The organism is Providencia vermicola, from assembly GCF_010748935.1.
GTDB classification, from domain to species: domain Bacteria; phylum Pseudomonadota; class Gammaproteobacteria; order Enterobacterales; family Enterobacteriaceae; genus Providencia; species Providencia zhejiangensis.
This window is the reverse complement of sequence record NZ_CP048796.1, coordinates 2,573,424-2,592,860: the sequence shown is the minus strand read 5'-3', so window position 1 is coordinate 2,592,860 and position 19,437 is coordinate 2,573,424. Positions and strand designations below refer to the sequence as shown.

Below are 19,437 nucleotides of genomic sequence, written 5' to 3'. Positions count from 1 at the left end.
AATTCCCAACATGCATAAACGCACACTTTCATCTTTAGCGATTGTTTTCACCGCGATGTTTACAGCAGCTCCTGTTATTTCGGCAGAGGTTCCTGCCGGAACAGTACTGGCAACAAAGCAAGAGGTAACCCGTCATCTTAAAGATGAACCGGCATCATTAGATCCAATAAAATCGGTTGGGTTGACCGAAGCACAAGTTATGCGTGACTTATTCGAAGGATTAGTGAATCAAGATAAGCATGGCAAACCGATTCCTGGCGTGGCTCAAAGTTGGAGTACGACGGATAATAAAACATGGCTTTTTAAATTACGTCCAGAAGCGCGCTGGTCGAATGGCGAACCTGTAACAGCGGACGATTTTGTCTATAGTTGGCAACGTTTAGTGACGCCAGAAAATACCTCTCCATTTGCATGGTTTGCGGCATTAGCTGGGATCAATAATGCACAACAAATTATTGATGGAAAACTACCTGCTGAGCAATTAGGCGTTGAGGCCGTTGATAAACAGACGCTTAAAGTCGTTTTAGATAAACCAGTTCCTTATTTCCCTTCATTAACGGCTAACTTTAGTTTATTTCCGGTTCATGCGAATACGGTTAAAAAATATGGCGCAGACTGGATAAAAGTGAACCACTTAGTTGGAAATGGCGCATTTAAACTTACCGATAGAGTGGTTAATGAAAAAATCGTTTTAACCCAAAATCCATTCTATTGGGACAATGCGAATACGGTGATCACCAAAGTGACGTTTGTGCCAATAAACCAAGAGTCCAGTGCGACTAATCGTTATTTAGCGGGAGATTTAGATATTACTGAATCATTCCCTAAACAACGTTATCAAAAATTACTTGCCGAAATACCGAATGAGGTGTTTACCCCTGATCAACTTGGCACCTATTATTATGCCTTCAACACGCAGCGAGCACCGACTAACGATATTCGTGTACGCAAAGCGTTAGCGATGACGATAGATAGGCAAGTGATAGCCAAAAAGGTATTAGGTACTGGAGAGAAGCCTGCAAACCGTTTTACACCGGATGTAACCGCTGGTTTTAAACCACAAAAAAGTATTTATGAAAATTACACTCAAAAAGAATTGGATGAGCAAGCCAAAGTCTTATTGCAAGCGGCTGGTTATGGGCCCAAAAAAACACTTGAATTAGTGCTTTTATACAATAGCTCGGAAAATCACCAAAAAATTGCGATTGCCGTTGCCTCAATGTGGAAGAAAAAATTGGGCGTTGAGGTTAAATTAGTTAACCAAGAATGGAAAACTTATATTGATAGCCGCAATACAGGTAACTTTGATGTGATTAGGGCATCTTGGATAGGTGATTTTAATGAGCCATCAACCTTTTTGTCGCTATTAACCTCACAGCATAATGGCAATATTCCAAAATTTAATAATAAAAATTACGATGCGGTGATGGCTTCAGCAAGTATAGAAACTAACGAAGATTTACGTAATCGTTATTATAATCAGGCGGAAGCGATAATTGCACAAGAAGCGCCAATAGCGCCAATTTATCAATATACTAATGGGCGATTGATTAAACCTTGGCTAAAAGGATACCCGATAGAAAACCCAGAAGATGTAGCTTACAGTCATAGTTTTTATATTATTGCACATTAATCGTACATTCAGCCTATATAGGTGATATGGGCTGTCTCTTTGTATGGCTAAAAAAGAAAAAACTCCTTCTGCTGGAGAGTCAGAAGGAGGACCAAAAAAGGAATAAACACTACACAGAGAATACTAGTGTAGTCCGATGTTAATTTATTGTTCTTTTGTGGCAAAAAGCCGTTGTTATTTAGCAATTATGGCGGTTCGGTGTTTGTCGTTATTTCATGACCTCTCCTTAATTGCAGGTTTTTTAACATTAGGTCTCAGTGTTATTCTCAATATGCGCTTGTTTTATAACCTTTGCTTGATATTCCTGCTGTATTCCCTCTATGCTATAACTAATAAATCGCTTAAATGGAAGGAGAATGCCGCATGGCGCTGATTTATGGTTCATTATTTCAGAGCTCAAACCCCGTACATGCATTTCAATTAAATGGAGACGGTGGGTTTCTTCCCATTGATGTTAATGCGAGTGCAACTCAGCAATCTCCTTTTTGGTTGCATTATGACTATAAAAATCGTGAGAGTGAGAAATGGATCCAACGGTCAGAGCTACTTGGCGAACAAGTCAAAGCGGCACTTTGCGGTCATGCTGGCCGTTGGCGGATCTTACGAGTAGGGGATGGTGTTTTATTAACGTTACAAACATTAAATACGAATGCTGGCCAACGTCCCGAACAACTCGTTGCCTTTCGAGTATTTATTAACAGCCGCCTCATCATTTCCAGTCGCCATCGAAAAGTCAATTCATTAGATTCTGTGATAACAGACCTGAAAGAAGGCGTGGGTGCACAAAGTACCGGAGATTGGCTGGTGGAAGTTGCTGATGCCATTACCGATGAAATCAGCGATTTTACAGATACCCTACATGAACGTTTGATAGAAATGGAAGATACCATTCTCAATGGTGATATCCCTGAACGTGGTGAGCTCGCATTATTGCGTAAACAGATTATTGTCATACGCCGTTATATGGCGCCACAGCGTGATATGCTGGCACGTTTAGCGACGGAAAAACTATTGTGGATTGACGATACTGATAGAAGACGATTACAAGAAATTTCAGATCGTTTAGGTCGTTGTATTGAAGATTTAGACGGATTTGTAGCACGTACCGCGATTATGTCCGATGAAATAACGAACATGATCACCGAGATGATGAATCGTCGTATTTATACGATGTCTATGTTAGCGATGATTTTTTTGCCAACTACCTTTTTAACGGGGCTATTTGGCGTCAATTTAACCGGTATTCCTGGTAGTGAATCCAGATTCGCTTTTAGTGTATTTTGTCTTTTACTTGCTGCATTAATCGGAACCGTTTTCTGGTGGTTGAGAAAAAGTCGCTGGCTGTAGTCTGCAAGTTATTGGCATAAACCGACCCTAGTTTGAGGTAAATCAATAAAAGACCTATGGTTTTGGGGCACTATTAATCCCGCAGGTGAATGCAACGTTGAGCGATGAACGTTGTGCTCCATAATTGTAGTTTTTCTCATATTGAGTTCTTATACAGAATAATTGACCACTGTAATGCCGATGTATGTTACATCGGCTTTTTTTTATTCTAAATTTACGCAATCCACAGCCATTAGCGGTGTTTGAAGCATTAGCGCTGCAAACGTTCACTTTACAGATAGCTTATCGGGAGTGAATAGATTCTGTGAGTAAGGAAATAAATGCTCAAATGGGCAAAACAACCACCCTCTATCAAGGGTGGTGGGCTGGTTATTTAACTTCAATCACATCCAGACGTTGTGCCGTGAATGCCGGTCGCTCATCGTCGTCGAGCTGAGTTTGAGCAGGCATCTCTTCTCGATCAAAGGCAAGATCACCGCCATTAACAACTTCATCACCATGAGAAATATTTTTAAAATCAAATAGCTCAGTATCACACAAGTGAGATGGAACAACATTTTGTGTTGCTCTAAACATCGTTTCAATACGCCCTGGGTAACGTTTATCCCAATCACGAAGCAGATCTTTGATCACTTGACGTTGTAAGTTAGGTTGTGAACCACACAGGTTACACGGAATAATTGGAAATTCTTTTGCCTGCGAATAACGTTCAATATCTTTTTCACGACAGTAAGCAAGAGGGCGGATAACAATATGTTTTCCATCATCACTCATTAGTTTAGGGGGCATCCCTTTCAATTTACCACCGTAAAACATATTCAGAAAAAGTGTTTGTAATATGTCATCTCGGTGGTGTCCTAGCGCAATTTTAGTTGCGCCTAATTCTGTCGCTGTACGATATAGAATACCTCTACGTAAGCGTGAACATAATGAACAGGTCGTTTTTCCTTCAGGGATTTTTTCCTTGACGATGCCGTAAGTATTTTCTTCAACAATTTTATATTCAACCCCTAAATTATCGAGATATTCAGGCAAAATATGCTCGGGGAAGCCGGGTTGTTTTTGATCTAAGTTAACGGCAATCAGCGTGAAAGAGATTGGCGCACTTTTTTGTAAGCTTTGCAAAATAGATAGCAAAGTATAACTATCTTTACCACCAGATAGGCATACCATAATGCGATCACCCTCTTCAATCATATTGAAATCGGCAATAGCTTGTCCTACGTCACGGCGTAATTTTTTTTGTAGCTTATTGAAGTTATATTGTTCTTTCTGTGCGTTCATGTTTTGCTGTTCTGTACCGTTGCTGATTATACGTTAACTTAATGATAATTAATGGCTTATGTGTTCTTTTTGGATGCTAAGTTGATATAACAATTTGCACAACCTATGAATATTTTCTCTCACAAACAGAAAGAATAGGCTGTTACATGTGACAAACGATCCATTAAATTATCAAAAAGGAGGCCATAATAACAGATACAGGGGGGGTTTTGGTATGGATAAGTCTAGACAGAACAATTTTTTTGGGGCTGTAGTGGGTCACTGCGCCTCTATCGGGGTGCAATACAAGCAGAAGCCAAATGAAAAAATGAATATTATCAGACCAGTATTATGATTATTGTGGGGGTGAACATTTTGTATCTAACTGATTTATATTAATTTAAAAAAATTTTGAGTATTCCATTCTGAAGTGTAATAACGGAATAAGTATAGCGTTAATACTATTATAAAATACAAGTATTTATCAAAATCTGCCGTCATTAAAGTAAAAACAGCTTTATAAAATTATTATTTTTAAAATAGCATAGGGTTATATCGATTACTCAAAATATGATTATTATTCTCTGTGAAGCGATAATATAAAGATATATGAATCATCAATTTTTAAAATGTCGACTAATAATAGTACGGAGAGGATTTATAAAAGATAATAAATATGATGATGCTTGAACAGTAAGGGGGGGCCTCACTGCTCACTCTATAATATTCAACGAATGATGGACTTTTTATATCCATATGTTTTTTTCTGCGCCTTCGAAAGCATTAAGTAGATGCTTAATATCAATATCAAGAATACTTGAGATAATCACAAGATGCTCAACATAAATAGAAGAAGTTCCTGTTTCATATTGAATATAGTGACTCTCTGATATCTCCAGTGCCGTTGCCATTGTTAATGTTGAAATACGACGGGATATACGTAATTCTCTAATATATTTACCTAAAGCGATCCCTCTAGAATTTGAGTGCCTCATGATTCTATTATCCCTAGCATAAAAGAGTAATACTATTATCAGAAATAAAATGGATAATTCAATAGTCTAATTCCTATGTTAAATAAAAATAAAAGCGATAAAATGTCTCTTTATTAAATATTGGGTTTACCCATAAATTAAGTAAAAAAATAGCTAATTGGTGAATTTGAAGAAAATAAAACTAATTTACGATTATGGAGATACTATCGCTAGATTAACCATATAAAATATGCTTATTCATTTATTTTTCATTGTAAATATAAACTAAGATTAAAAATGAAATTTAATATCAATTAGTTACTTAGTCTGATGAAAAAAGTGTCTGCCATTTTAATAAATAGCAGACATGTAATCATAGTGAGTCCAAATATGACTTAACGCAATATTTAGCTTAAGGCCAATTCAATGGCTTTTTGTGCGTGTAGGGCGGTTGTATCAAAAATAGGCACGGAAGTATCGTCTTGATTGACTAAAAGGGTTATTTCAGTACAGCCTAAAATGATCCCCTCAGCACCTCTTTCTACTAATGAAGCCATGATTTGTTGATACTGTTTCTTTGATGCATCTTTCACTTCACCCATACAAAGTTCTTGATAAATAATGTCATGGATAATTTTTCGTTCTTCAGGCATTGGCGTGATCACGGTAAGGCCATATTTATCTTGAAGTCGCTGTTTATAGAAAGGTTGCTCCATTGTAAAAGCGGTTCCTAATAAACCGATGGTCTTTATTCCAGACTCGATAATATTTTCTCCAGTTGCATCTGCAATATGAAGTAGTGGGATATTAGTGCTCTCTTCAATATATTCGGCGACTTTATGCATCGTGTTAGTACATAACACAATAAAATCGGCTCCAGCGCTTTCAATACTTTTTCCCGCTTGCGCCAAATGTTGACCAGCCAGCGCCCATTGACCTGTCGCTTGCATATGTTCTATTTCAGCAAAGTCGACACTGTATAAAACAATTTTTGCTGAATGAAGGCCACCCAGTTGCCGTTTGACACCCTCATTGAGTTGCTGATAATAAAGTAAAGTTGATTCCCAGCTCATTCCCCCGATTAAACCAATGGTTTTCATTTTTATTTTTTCGCCTATTCCGTTTAAAAACATATTCTCGTTATAACAATAATGTCATTAAATGAACAGCATTAGCATGTAGTTTATAATGATACTAATTTAATAAGTATAAATTCTTATTTTAATTTAATGGGCGAAATTTACAGGTCAAAAAAAGAGTAATTACGGATGAATCTTATGTATCAAATAACGATTTTTGTAATGATATAGGCGTAGAGTCATAATGGTTCTAAGTGTTTCAAGGAGAATTTATGCGTAAAGTTATTACAGTTTCGGCAATAGCGCTTTTATCTGCATTAACAGCATCTTCTGCTTTTGCAGCAAAGACAGATACCTATAAGTGCGAAGATCAAAAAATTAGAGTTTCATTCCCAGACGAAGATACGGCTGTGATGCTTTATAGCGATGAACTTATCGTATTAAAAAGTGCTCCATCGGCAAGTGGTGCTCGTTATGTTGGGGAAAATATGCAGCTATGGGCTCAAGGAAAAAATGAGTTTAATCTAGCCTCAATTTCTGAAGATGATGTCGTCAATAAACGCGTTTCTGATGACAAAGGCCGTATCTGTAAATTAGTGAAGTAGGCAATTACTCTCAACGAGTTGTCTATTTTTTATTAATAAATTTAAATATTTATTATTGATTCTATAAAATAAAGTGGGGCAGTTATCTCTGCTACCACTTTATATAGGTTATTCTGCTGCTATAACGGGTTTAAGCAATATTCGGGTCTAAATATAATTTTGCAGTAGGGCGAGCTAACATTTTTTGATAATAATGAGCGATCGCGGGAGCTTCTGGCCGAGTAATAGGCGTGAGTAACCAGCGATGAATCGATAACGCAATTGTAATATCTGCGACAGTAAATTGCTGACCACTAATAAAGTCACCGTTTTTTTCCAGCGCCTTTTCAAGAAGTAACATTTTACTATTCCAATCATGGGTACTCTTAGCAATTAATTCAGGGTATTGACTAAAACTGTCACTGTTGCGAACGAGAGTTAAAAAAGCGGCTCTCCATGCACTATTGAGTTCTGTTGCTTGCCAATCCATCCACTTTTCAACATCTGCTCTTGCTTCAGGATTTTCAGGTAAAAGATCGACACGTTGTGCCTTTGTGGCAAGATAGCGACAAATCGTATTACTTTCCCATAACACGCCACTGTCATGAATAAGTACGGGAGCCAGCCCATTAGGATTGAGTTTAAGATAATCAGCTGATTTTAAACTTAATTCTTTTCCCCACTCAGGTTCATGAATAAAAGGTAGCTGAGTTTCACTTACAGTCCAAAGCACTTTTCTAACATTGATGGATGTAGTACGACCTAAAATTTTTAGCATAGTGGCCTCAAAAAGCATCAATAGAGATACTGGAAATAGCATAGCCTCGTAAAAACTGCAATTTGAAAGTCGTTATCGAGGGAAAAATAGCCATTATTGCTAATGCAAGAAATGTTCTAGCCCTTTATCAATAATAAAAAGGGCTAGAAGGCATCAATTTATTGAATAATACCGTTTACCATCGTATTAAGAGAGAGATTGCTAAGTGCTATATCTCTTGATGAAATAAGCTGATCATCAATAAATAACTCCGCTTTTATTGGGTTTAAATCACGCTCAATATTGATGTGGAATTTATTCATTAAATCTTTATTCGTTTGTTTTTCATCAAGCTGATATTTCTTTTTAGTTCCATCTGCTAATGTCACTGCAATATAAGGTTTAGTTTTATTAATCGTATGAGTGTCATACACCATGCCATAAGATCCTTCTAAAGCGGGGTAAATGTAACTCTTTAATTGATTGTTGGTATCATAAAAACCTACCAAGGTGACAACGGGAACACCTTGTTTATAAGGTGTCTTACTGTAAGTATATTCAGAATGAGTCTCCCATGTGTTTCCATTTGAAATATAGTAAATTTTTGTATTTTCTTTGATTGTTTCAACCTGATCATTAACGTGTAGCGCTATACTGAGCTGAGAAGTACAATCGATTTCTATGACTTTATTGATATTTGTTACATCTGCTTTTGGTATATAAACATTTGGTGGGTAATGCGCGTTATAGCTATTGATTTTTATGTGGTCATTGACGTTAAGTAAGTCTATTAGTTGAGTTTCGGTTACATCATGACCGTTTTGGATTTTTGCCTCAATGAATATATTCTTTAGGCTATGAGGAAGTAAAAAATCTTCCATTTTTTGTGTATCTGAATTCCATTTTTTATAACCTGTTGATGATTCTTTACTAAAGACCGCATTATTTTCGAAATACTGTTGAATAGCTTCTGAACTTGCAGGCGTGTGTAATGTATAGGCGTTATAATCTACATCATAGATTTCTCCGCCAGACATCGCATCTTTCGCCATAGAGTGTTGCATAAAGGGTTCTGCCGCCATTTCACCTTCTTTCTTCTCTTTTAAATAGGTTGTTTGGTTTCGTTGTGCCTTTTCAAAATTTGGAATAAAGAAGTTATTGTCTGCATCCCAGCCCCAAGTTGAATTAGGTTTATCGGCTGTCGCATGAACGCCACCATGGAATCCTTTAAAATAGTGGCTTATGTGGTAGTTATGACCAAGTTCATGGCTAAATTCATTATCTACTGATTTCGACAATGTGGCTTTTCCTGCACCGCCAGACCAGCCGTGTACTTGTAGGCCATTTTTATACCTACCACGTGAATGATGGAGAGTGATTTGTGAGGTAGGTAAAAAACGGTTTTCTTCTAGTGAGGAAGAGTTAACCCCATAATTTGCCAAGTTAATGCCATCGGAAATCAGGCCTTTACCGATTATTTCCCTCATATCACCTCTATGGCCTCCACCTTCATCCGTTGAACGTTCAATTAAATATTGCCCATTAGGAAAAACAATTTCTTTTAAATAGACAGGGGCATAACTAGATACAATCATACGATTGACAGGAATTTGTTGATAGTATTGACGCTGAAGCTCAGGGTCTGTTTGAAACGCGAATTGATTTTTGTTTGGCGTTAACATTCCAATATCAATTGTATGCAATAAGAGCTCACTAGCAGCTCCAACTTTAATATCCGCTAAAGTACCTTTCTGGTTTTTGTAATTAAACTCAAGCTCAATGCCGGGTTTAATAATGTGTTTAGGGAGAGAAATAGACCAACCATTTTCGATATATTTTATCTCTTCAGTTAACTCATTGATCAGTGGCTCATCTTTAGAAGTGCGCCAAAAGCCGTTTTCATCACAAACAAACAACTGATTTTCATTCGTTTTTATGGTTAATTTTTTATCGCCATAAAAAACATGACTACTATAATCCGCCTCAGAAGAGAAATAGATTTTTTTATTTTTAAATTTAACGTTGTTTTCTAATGTAAAATGTCTTGCCCAATTTGCATTGCGTGTTGCGATATGAATTGTATCATTATTTTCGATGATTTTATTAAAATAATCAATATCTCTGGATAGGGTTAGTAATTCTTTATTGGTGTTAATCTTTAAAGTAAATGAATTGGGAATATCATAATAGCTGTTTTCTTGGGTATTAGATTGAGTCTCTGCGATGGACCAAATACCATTTTGATCACTGACAAAAAGGAGACTATCATTAGTGACGATGCTGACTTTATTATCCCCGTAAACAACATCACTATTATAATGTGCCTTAGACGTGAACAGTATTTTTTTATTGGCATATTGACGACCATTAGGAATAATAAAGTCTTTTGCCCAATGGCAATTTTTGGTCGCTATTTTGATAGCATCATTTTCACTGATAATTTGATGAAATAGCTTTGTATCATTGGATATTTTGTTAATATCGGCATTAGTACTAAACACAGTGTCAAAAAAGTCAGGGATTTGATTTTTATGTTGATGTAACGCTTGTTTTAAATGTTGATTGAGTCTAGCCTCATCGCGGCTATACCAATTCCCAGAAGCATCACTTACCATAACAAAGGATTGTTGGTGTTCTCGTGAAATTGATTTATTTTTGTATTTTATATTAAGTTTAGCATTATCATCTAATTTAAATATAATTTTTTTATTAACATGATTTTTTAATGCATTCAAATTAATGTTTGATGTTGAATTGCCAATATCTAGTTGTATGATATTGTTTTCACTTATGATTTGATTAAAGTAACTTTTATCTGTCATGACTTTTTCAAGCATGTCGGATGAATTAATGTATAAATCACTTGCCTCGGGTATGTTAAAATCACTAGGTGTTAAATGGGTAAAGCTGTATTTTTTCCCTGCAATTTTGGGGAGTTGAGACGGTGATAATAAATGAGTTGAATATATTTCTTCTTTTTTATCATTGTAGACTTTCACTTCAATATTTTCATTCTGCTTAATGGTTTCATGAGGTTTGAAAATAATAAGCGTTTTACGATCAGGAACAAGGTGAGGGTGTATATCACCGTCTATCCGGTTAACAGCGGGAATAATACTATTTTGAGCATAAAATACGTTCCCTTTAAGGTCGCCGGCGGTATCACTCGGGTAATTATTTTGATTAAAATAAAAAACCTTACCTAATTTTTCTCTATAATCAGATAGTAATGCATTATAGCGTCTATCTTCATTTTTATTTTCAAGGGCTAATTTTCTATTATGCAAGGCCACCTCTAAGTGATGAGAAATTGAGGTGTTTTCATTCAGGAATTGCCATATATCATAGAGTGATAGGGTGTTACTGTGTAATGGATCAGACGCTCCAGTGATAGTTGAATTATTTATATTTTCATTAAATGAATTTGTGACCGGAATAATATTGTTTTGCTGGTTCTGACATACACATATCGTGCAAATTAACATATAAGTTCCTTTTAAGTGATTAATACTTTACTAATGAGTCCATCCTATTAACTAACGTTAATCATATATAAAAAAATAAAAATGATAAGAGAATAATTTTATAGTTAATCTTAAACTGCTACTTAATTATTCATTAAATAAGTAGCAATAAAATAGGGATTATCAGTGACTGCTTACCTATTGATTAGATTAAAAATAATCAACAAACACATCAAATGAAACAAACATTTCATTTTTATTATAAGGAAATATAGGTGAAATGTCATGAAAAATTCAGCGATATACTGTCAACTATTGCTGCCATAGCGGGAATAATCTGTGATCCTCTTAACACTATTTTATGACTTTTGGCTTAATTTCGTTATCAACGCTACAAAAATAAAATTTTCATATAATAAAAATTGGAATGTATATTTCATTGATGTATACCTATGTTATCGCCATGTTAATAATTGGTGAAATTTAAACACATCTCTATTCATAATCAGTGGAAGGGCAAAATGAAAAATATCATGAAATTAACCGCGCTGGTTGCTGTACTTGGCTTGTCATCGCATGCGATGGCAAAAAATGAACAAATCGTATTTAGTCCACCAACACTGGCAAGCCCATTTGAAGTGCATATGCAAAAATCGGCGGTGAAAGTGGCCAAGGAACTGGATGTGAATATTCAAGTCTTGGATGGACAAGGTAGCTCACCTAAACAAGTTGCGGACATCGAAAACGCCATCACGCGTGGCGCACAAGGTTTCATTGTTTCACCCAATGATGTTAATGCTATCGCTGATGCCGTCGTTGAAATTCAAAATGCAGGCCTACCCGTTGTGACTCTGGACCGAAATATTAATGCTGAAAAACCTGTACCGCATTTTGGTGCCAATAATTATAAAGGCGGTTATGCCATCGCAGAGTATGTTAAGCAGCAGTTTCCTAATGGTGCTGATTTAATCTTAATTACAGGCCAACCAGGCTCCTCTTCTAACATTGAACGGACAAAAGGTATCCGCGACAGCTTAAAGGCAGGGGGGAGTAAATACCATTTAGTTGCAGATCAAAATGGTAATTGGATGAGAGCAGAAGGTATGAGGATCACGGAGAGCTTATTACCATCCTTACCCAAAAAACCGGATGTCATTCTCTCTGCTAATGATGATATGGCACTCGGCGCGATTGAAGCATTAAGTGCACAAGGATTTAAACCGGGTGAAGTGCTAGTGACAGGTTTTGATGCAAGTCCAGAAGCGCTTAGCCGTATCAAAGAGGGTTGGATGGCAGTAACGGCCGATCAACGGGCAGGGTATGCAGTGAAAATGGCGATGGAACAATTGGTGAATAATATTCGCGATAAGCAAGAAATCACGGGGGCGGATTACCAACCGACCATTATTAGCAAAGATAACCTTGAACAAGCTGAACGTATTGGTGAATTGAAATAGTTACTTAGCATTATTCGGGGCTCTACGAGCCCTGTTTTCCTGAAAAGGAGTTTTTATGTCAGAGCCATTACTTAAAATTACTAATCTTGCCAAAAGCTTTTCAGGGATCTGGGCATTAAGCCAAGCACAGATGACTGTGATGCCAGGAGAGGTACATGCTTTATTGGGTGAAAATGGCGCAGGTAAATCGACCTTCCTCAAAGCATTAGCAGGGGCTCAACCGCAAACCAGTGGCGATATTTGGTTTAATGGTGAAATGCTGTCAGCCGTAGACTCTCCAATAGATCGTCAACAAAAGGGCATTATCACGATTTATCAGGAGTTTAATCTCCTTCCCAATATGACAGTAGCTGAAAACATGTTTCTCGGACGTGAAGCGCTTAAAATGCATTGGATGGTGAATGAAAAGGTGTTGAATCAAGAAGCTAAAGCGATTCTTGATTACCTTCAATTAGCGATTTCGCCAACGACTCAAGTCGCACGGTTAAGTGTGGCTCAACAGCAGATGATTGAAATTGCTCGAGCGTTAACCCTTAACGCTAAGCTTATCGTGATGGATGAGCCGTCTGCTGCACTAAGTGATACAGAAGTCGAAAGTTTACATCGTGTTGTCAGAGAATTGAAGAATCGAGGCGTAAGTGTCATCTATGTTACACACCGCCTACATGAGGTGTTTCAAATCTGCGATAAATTTACCGTGTTTCAAGATGGTCGCTATACGGGTTCAGGTAATGTGGCAGAAACAACCGTCCAAGAAATTATCCGTATGATGGTAGGCCGTAACGTTATTTTTGAACGTCGACCAGCGAGTGAAACCTATCATCGTGATAAGCCTATTCGTCTATCGATAAGGCACTTATCTAAAGCTAAGCCTCCACTCGACCCGCACGGTATTGCGCTTCATGATATTAGTTTTGATGTGCATGAAGGTGAGATTCTTGGCATTGCAGGATTAATGGGAGCTGGCAGAACTGAGATTGCACGTTGTTTGTTTGGGGCGGATAAATACACCACTGGGACGTTTTTTCTCGATGGAGAACCATATCACCCAACAACGCCAATGAATGCGTTAGACAAGGGAATTGCCCTTGTTCCTGAAGACCGCAAAAAAGAAGGTGCGGCATTGGGGCTGTCGATTCGCTATAACCTTTCGCTTTCCGCCTTATCCCATCTATTAAAAATGGGATGGATAGTGGATACCAATAAAGAAAACGCCTTGATAGACAGTTATCAGCAAGCACTACAAATAAAAATGGCCAGTAAAGAGCAAGAAGTGCGTAAATTATCGGGCGGAAATCAACAAAAAGTGATTCTTGCACGTTGTATGGCAATGGATCCAAAAGTATTAATTGTGGATGAGCCAACCCGGGGAATCGATGTTGGTACCAAATCAGAAGTGCATCAGGTCATTTTTGAAATGGCTAAAAAGGGGGTTGCAGTTATCGTTATTTCGTCTGATTTACCTGAAGTTATGGCTATTTCAGATAGGATCATCACATTAAGTGAAGGGCGATTAACTGGAGAAATGACGGGTGATGATGCGACAGAAGAAAAATTAATGACGATGATGGCGATTTGTCATCAAAATTTATCAGCAGAAGCTGCCGTATAAGAGAGGTTAATATGTTACAACAACAATCTTCTACGGCAGTTAGCCGTAAAAAAATAGATTTTATTGCATTTTTCGAACGTTTTGGCGTATTGATTTTCATGGTACTGCTGGTGCTCTTTTTTCAAACACAAAACAGTAATTTTCTCACTGAACGTAATATTACTAACATACTCACTGAAGTCTCTATCTATGGAATTATGGCTGTTGGTATGACACTCGTCATTCTGACAGCAGGTATTGATTTATCGGTGGGATCGATATTGGCTGTTTGTGCAATGACAGCGGCATTCGTGATTAAAGGTGACAATTTAGTTGGTTTAGATCCGAATGCATGGGGGGGAATGAGTTGGTTAGTGGGATTAGCTATCTGCCTAGCGGTAGGAACGGGCATTGGTTTTTTACACGGTCTCGGTATCACTCGATTAAATATCCCTCCTTTTATCGTGACATTAGGCGGAATGACAATTTGGCGCGGTTTAACGTTAGTGATTAATGATGGCGCACCAATATCAGGTTTTGATGCCGGCTATCGCTGGTGGGGAAGAGGAGAATTATTAGGGATATCGGTACCTATTTGGATTTTTGCGTTAGTGGCATTAATCGGTTATTTGGCTCTGCATAAAAGTCGTTGGGGACGTTTTGTTTATGCCGTGGGTAGCAACCAAGAAGCCGCACGATTGGCTGGAGTGAATGTAAAACGCGTTCTCGTGAGTGTTTACGTGGTCATTGGTTGTTTAGCTGGTCTGGCGGGGTTTGTATTAAGTGCTCGTTTAGGGAGTGCTGAAGCTGTGGCAGGTATGACGTTTGAGCTGCGTGTGATCGCCTCGGTCGTGATTGGAGGGACATCATTAATGGGAGGATATGGGCGTATAGGCGGGACAATAATTGGCTCAATCATCATGGGAATATTAATTAATGGTCTAGTTTTAATGAATGTCTCAGCGTATTACCAGCAGATCATTACAGGTTTAATTATTATTTTAGCTGTTGCTTTTGATACTTATGCGAAAAATCGCCGAGGGGCGAGTTAAATAATTAACCAATGATGATAGTACAAACACCTTTTTAAATGAATAAAAAGGTGTTTTTTTATCATAAAATAAAGTTAACCTTATAAATTAGTTTATTTTCAATTTGTGAATGTCGTTATGTTTTATTTTATGATTAGCACTTAGTGACGTTTTAAGGATATATTTTTTCTCTCTCACATAATCACATTATGAAACTAATTAGTTTAATTTCATTCACTTATGTTTTATTGCTGCTATAATACTATCGTTATTTTAGCTTCCCTATGGAAAGAAAAAAATAACACCATGTGGTCAACACTGACTATGTTTTTGATATTCAGCATATCGCTGAATTTAAATGTTGTAGTTAAGGAGTCGATAATGGTAAGTAATAATACAGCACGTCGCTTATTAGGAATGCCTTATAAATTGAGTCGTTCTAAAAAAAACATGCGTGTTTCCATCATTGCAAAAGAAAATGCAACTCAACAACTGCCTACTGAGTTACAAAATAAATCAGTAGTTGCTGCATTAAATAATAAAGCGACAGAGAAAAAAACATATCATTCAACGACAGTATTCTATCCAGAATATGTTATTAGTTAATTGAATGGATGTTAACCCTCTGGCATCGCTAGGGGGTTAAAGAACAAAAAAATAATCATTTTGATATGCTGATTTACTAATAGCATACCTGCCTTATTTCCCCCAACATATTGATTGTGAGATAAATATTCAGTTTTAACGTGATTTAACGAGTCAACATGTGATGTGGTAAGCGTTTCTACATCACGAATAACATCGAATATTAAGATATTTCCGATGAAAAAATAGCAGAACTTGGTTACATTAAATTAGCTCATAAATATAAAAATTAACTAGGTATCTCTATTGATAAACTTCAAATATTTGTTCTGCTATTTTTGTCTTATTATTGTGACAGGCTGTTCAACCGGATTTAAAAAAGATGAAGAAAGTAATCGGCTAAAGTTTAGCATTCAGCAGCCGAACACCATACCGATTAAAGAGTCGGTAGAAGTGCTGGCCGTCTCTGATATGTTACCTGGTGATATTTTATTATCTTCAGCAACAGGACTGAATTCATGGGGGATCCGACTATTCAGTATTAGCGGTGTTAGCCATGCATCAATCTATTTAGGCGCTGGTGAAGTCGCTGAATCAGTAGGGAGTGGGGTGAGGATTATCTCTCTCGACCAAGCAATTGCGGATTCAAATAATATGGTCGTTTTACGGCAAGCAGGTTTAACCTCTATTCATGCGGATAAACTTCGCGAATTCTCAATGCAAAATGATGGTAGCAAGTATAACTATAAAGGTATTGTGATGATTGCCCCTTGGATGCTCACTAAACGTGTTTGTGAACTTCCCTTTATTGGCCAAACAATACGTAATTTTTGTTTAAAAACGCTTGCGACAGTACAACTAGGTGATGATGTTGATCAAGCGAATGGTTTCTTTTGTTCGCAGTTTGTCCTAGATGCATATAAATATGCGGGGCTGCCTTTGTTTGAAGGTAATTCTGCATGGATAACGCCAGCAGATATTCTGCATATGCGAACAGGAGATGTTCCAACCTTTGTGCCAACTCAGCGCTTAAGTTACGTTGGACATTTAAAATCATGGAGCTTTTCCAGCGCAATTAGTCGGAAATAATGCAGGACGTCAAACGGAGTATTGGCAATATTTATTGAAAAAAAAAGGCCAACTCAGAGAAGTTGGCCTGCTAAAACTGGAAGCAATGTGAGCAATGTCGTTTACGAAAACTTGAGTAAATTACTCAGGTATTCGTTAGGTAAAAGATAACCATTCTCATTTAATAAATCAACCCCTTTTTTATGTGTTAACATGATTTTATTTTCTTACGCATTAATCAGTCTTAAAAAAAACTGAAATTTCAAGTTGTTGCCTTTTGACGTTTTTATGCGATAGGCTTTAAATTCTAAGAAAACAATGGGTTTATAAAGAAATTATTCGTTATACTCAGCGGAATGCATTTGTGAAACCTCATATACAGGTTATGGTTTAATGAGAAAACTACGTGTCGGCATTGTTGGTTTGGGGGCTATTGCACAGAAAGCCTATTTACCTGTGCTCAGTAAAACTGAGAATTGGCAACTTATGGGGGCTTTTTCGCCTAACCAAGCGAAAGCGAAAATCGTTTGTGATAGTTATCGTATTCCGTTGTATTCAGGCATAAAATCACTAGCAGCAGACTGCGATGCGGTTTTTGTTCATAGTAGTACCTCAAGTCATTTTAGTGTGATCCACAGTTTGCTATCGGCGGGTGTGCATGTTTATGTCGATAAGCCACTCGCTGAAACCCTGACTCAATCAGAACAGCTTATTCATTTAGCATATAAACAAAAACGCTCGCTGATGGTTGGCTTCAATCGACGTTTTTCACCTTTTTATCAGCAGCTAAAACAACAACTTAATCAGGTCTCTTCGATACGGATGGAAAAGCACCGTAGTGATAGTGTTGGCCCTAACGATGTGTGTTTCACTTTGCTTGATGATTATTTGCATGTAGTGGATACCGCTATTTGGCTGGCGGGAGGCCATGCGTCGTTAGTAAGCGGTAGTATTAGTACGACAGCGAATCGAGAGTTATTTTACGCTGAGCATCATCTTAATGCTAATCAATGCTGGATAACGACATCAATGCATCGTCGTGCAGGAAGTCAACAAGAGCAAGTCTCGGCCATCTGTGATGGTAGTATTTATCAAGTGACAAATATGAATCATTGGGTCAGCGAAAATCAACAAGGTGTGATACAAAAACAGCCTTCTAATTGGGACTCGATATTAGTGCAGCGTGGCTTTGATGGCGCGATCCGTCACTTTATTGAGGCAGTAAGCCATAATACGCCACCGGATATTAGTGGAGAGCAAGCCATATATGCGCAACAAATGATTGAAAAAATGTGGTCTATGGCTGAGTCGCATTTGAGATAAGCGGAAGGGATTAACCGCAAACAGTTATATGATAATTGCGCTATAAAAATTATTCCGTTTAGGTTTTTCAGCGCATGATGTTGGAGAAGGACGTTATTACTCAATTCTTGGATCCTAAAAATACATTCGTTGGATTAACAATCACACGATGGCTAAAAGAATAATCGTTAATCATTTGTAGCGGTAGATCTCATTTATCTTGTTGTTTTAGAGACATTCTTGAGTATTCGATTATAATTTTACCGTTAACTTAAATTTTATTTTCTATCAGGAGGGGTATATGTATAAAACGATTCTGGTTCCTATAGATCTCACCGAAGATGAACTAACAAGTAAAGCTGTTCGTCATGCGGTTAATTTAGCCAAACAATCAGGTGCAAAAATTCACTTGATTCATGTATTGCCAATTTCTTCTGCGATTATTAATGCATACGCGCTGGGTTATATGGAAATAAAAGACCGAGCAACGGTTAAAGCAGAAGAAGATATGAAAATGTTAATGGACTCCATTGATTTACCTATTGCCGATGTCAGCTATACCATTACGTTTGGCTCACCTCGTGATGAAGTCATTAATACAGCGAAAGATATTAATGCAGATATTATTGTCATCGGTTCGCGCCGTCCTAATATATCCACTCACCTCTTAGGTTCAACAGCCGCAGGAATTGTTCGTTACGCAGAAACTTCTGTATTGGTTGTCCGTTAATATTGACCGTGAGCCTATGCTAATGCTTAGGCTCATGGAATTGTTCACTAGGCTTTCTTTTTATTTTATTCATCGTTAAATGATGATTTACGATTAGATTCGTATTTTACTGTTATTCACCTAATGCATTGAATGTTATAGTTCAACCTGATTATTGTTATTTCTATCGGGATGGTAAACGTATTTATGGAAAAGTTTTCTCAAGAAGTGCTGAGAATTGAGCATTTCGTATTAAGGGTATTACGATTCTATTTTATATCATTACTGGTTTTTTTCCTTGGGCTATTACCGGGTATTCTTGGTTTTTATGTTATTGAAGGGCATTCGTTAATGGAGTCGATGCTTAACGCATTATCGATGTTAAGTGGTCAATCAATAGAACCAGCGCCAATAACTCAAGGTGGACGATTTTTTATTGCTATTTATGGCTTATTTTTACAGAGTGTGTTCATTATCAGTATTGGTTTAATTGTCACGCCTTTTTTACACCGTATTTTGCATAAATGGCATTTAGAAGATAACTAGTGTCTTGATAAAATTGTGAACTCGATTTTACAAATAGTCTGGTAGCT

The 19,437-nt window shown here is 37.3% G+C and carries 16 protein-coding genes; 11 read left to right on the top strand and 5 right to left on the bottom strand.

Going from position 1 to position 19,437, the window contains the following annotated elements; all coding sequences use genetic code 11:
• Positions 1-10: 10 nt before the first annotated feature.
• Both G3341_RS11560 and zntB read left to right on the top strand, forming a co-directional pair.
• Positions 11-1,633 carry a peptide ABC transporter substrate-binding protein gene (locus G3341_RS11560; protein WP_163861969.1) on the top strand — a complete coding sequence of 541 codons (1,623 nt, stop codon included), beginning with the start codon at positions 11-13 and terminating at the stop codon, positions 1,631-1,633.
• 363 nt (positions 1,634-1,996) lie between these two features.
• Positions 1,997-2,980 carry a zinc transporter ZntB gene (gene zntB / locus G3341_RS11555; protein ID WP_154623848.1) on the top strand — a complete coding sequence of 328 codons (984 nt, stop codon included), beginning with the start codon at positions 1,997-1,999 and terminating at the stop codon, positions 2,978-2,980.
• Positions 2,981-3,349: 369 nt separating this feature from the next.
• Here the strand turns inward: zntB and ttcA are convergent, their stop codons facing one another.
• The 3 genes from ttcA to G3341_RS11540 form a co-directional block, all read right to left on the bottom strand.
• Positions 3,350-4,264 (bottom strand): tRNA 2-thiocytidine(32) synthetase TtcA, encoded by a 915-nt coding sequence (ttcA, locus tag G3341_RS11550; protein WP_163861967.1) that lies wholly within the window; start codon positions 4,262-4,264, stop codon positions 3,350-3,352.
• Positions 4,265-4,989: 725 nt separating this feature from the next.
• Entirely contained in the window at positions 4,990-5,238 is a 249-nt protein-coding gene (locus G3341_RS11545) for a helix-turn-helix domain-containing protein (RefSeq protein ID WP_154635587.1), read from the bottom strand.
• A gap of 386 nt (positions 5,239-5,624) precedes the next feature.
• Entirely contained in the window at positions 5,625-6,317 is a 693-nt protein-coding gene (locus G3341_RS11540; protein ID WP_154635586.1) for an aspartate/glutamate racemase family protein, read from the bottom strand.
• A gap of 251 nt (positions 6,318-6,568) precedes the next feature.
• On the opposite strand from G3341_RS11540, the gene G3341_RS11535 reads away from it, so the two are divergent.
• Complete coding sequence (locus G3341_RS11535) at positions 6,569-6,901, top strand: MliC family protein (protein WP_154635585.1); 333 nt, start codon at positions 6,569-6,571, stop codon at positions 6,899-6,901.
• A 130-nt stretch (positions 6,902-7,031) separates the two neighbouring features.
• Here the strand turns inward: G3341_RS11535 and G3341_RS11530 are convergent, their stop codons facing one another.
• Together G3341_RS11530 and G3341_RS11525 are read right to left on the bottom strand one after the other, a co-directional pair.
• Complete coding sequence (locus tag G3341_RS11530) at positions 7,032-7,658, bottom strand: glutathione S-transferase family protein (protein ID WP_163861964.1); 627 nt, start codon at positions 7,656-7,658, stop codon at positions 7,032-7,034.
• Positions 7,659-7,816: 158 nt separating this feature from the next.
• Positions 7,817-11,122: a M66 family metalloprotease gene (locus tag G3341_RS11525; protein ID WP_163861960.1), complete on the bottom strand. Its 3,306-nt coding sequence runs from the start codon at positions 11,120-11,122 to the stop codon at positions 7,817-7,819.
• 512 nt (positions 11,123-11,634) lie between these two features.
• On the opposite strand from G3341_RS11525, the gene G3341_RS11520 reads away from it, so the two are divergent.
• The 8 genes from G3341_RS11520 (at position 11,635) to G3341_RS11485 (ending at position 19,390) form a co-directional block, all read left to right on the top strand.
• Positions 11,635-12,558 (top strand): substrate-binding domain-containing protein, encoded by a 924-nt coding sequence (locus tag G3341_RS11520; RefSeq protein WP_375097497.1) that lies wholly within the window; start codon positions 11,635-11,637, stop codon positions 12,556-12,558.
• A gap of 55 nt (positions 12,559-12,613) precedes the next feature.
• Positions 12,614-14,170, top strand: a complete 1,557-nt coding sequence (locus tag G3341_RS11515) for a sugar ABC transporter ATP-binding protein (protein ID WP_154622583.1) — start codon at positions 12,614-12,616, stop codon at positions 14,168-14,170.
• Positions 14,171-14,181: 11 nt separating this feature from the next.
• Positions 14,182-15,201 (top strand): ABC transporter permease, encoded by a 1,020-nt coding sequence (locus G3341_RS11510; protein ID WP_154622582.1) that lies wholly within the window; start codon positions 14,182-14,184, stop codon positions 15,199-15,201.
• A 360-nt stretch (positions 15,202-15,561) separates the two neighbouring features.
• On the top strand, positions 15,562-15,786 hold the full coding sequence (gene sra / locus G3341_RS11505; RefSeq protein WP_154622117.1) for a stationary-phase-induced ribosome-associated protein: 225 nt from the start codon (positions 15,562-15,564) through the stop codon (positions 15,784-15,786).
• 285 nt (positions 15,787-16,071) lie between these two features.
• Positions 16,072-16,854 (top strand): YaeF family permuted papain-like enzyme, encoded by a 783-nt coding sequence (locus tag G3341_RS11500; RefSeq protein ID WP_154622118.1) that lies wholly within the window; start codon positions 16,072-16,074, stop codon positions 16,852-16,854.
• A gap of 372 nt (positions 16,855-17,226) precedes the next feature.
• Positions 17,227-18,156, top strand: a complete 930-nt coding sequence (locus tag G3341_RS11495) for a Gfo/Idh/MocA family protein (protein WP_163861957.1) — start codon at positions 17,227-17,229, stop codon at positions 18,154-18,156.
• 280 nt (positions 18,157-18,436) lie between these two features.
• Positions 18,437-18,865 carry a universal stress protein gene (locus tag G3341_RS11490; RefSeq protein ID WP_154622120.1) on the top strand — a complete coding sequence of 143 codons (429 nt, stop codon included), beginning with the start codon at positions 18,437-18,439 and terminating at the stop codon, positions 18,863-18,865.
• A 186-nt stretch (positions 18,866-19,051) separates the two neighbouring features.
• Positions 19,052-19,390: a hypothetical protein gene (locus G3341_RS11485; protein ID WP_154622121.1), complete on the top strand. Its 339-nt coding sequence runs from the start codon at positions 19,052-19,054 to the stop codon at positions 19,388-19,390.
• Positions 19,391-19,437: the final 47 nt, after the last annotated feature.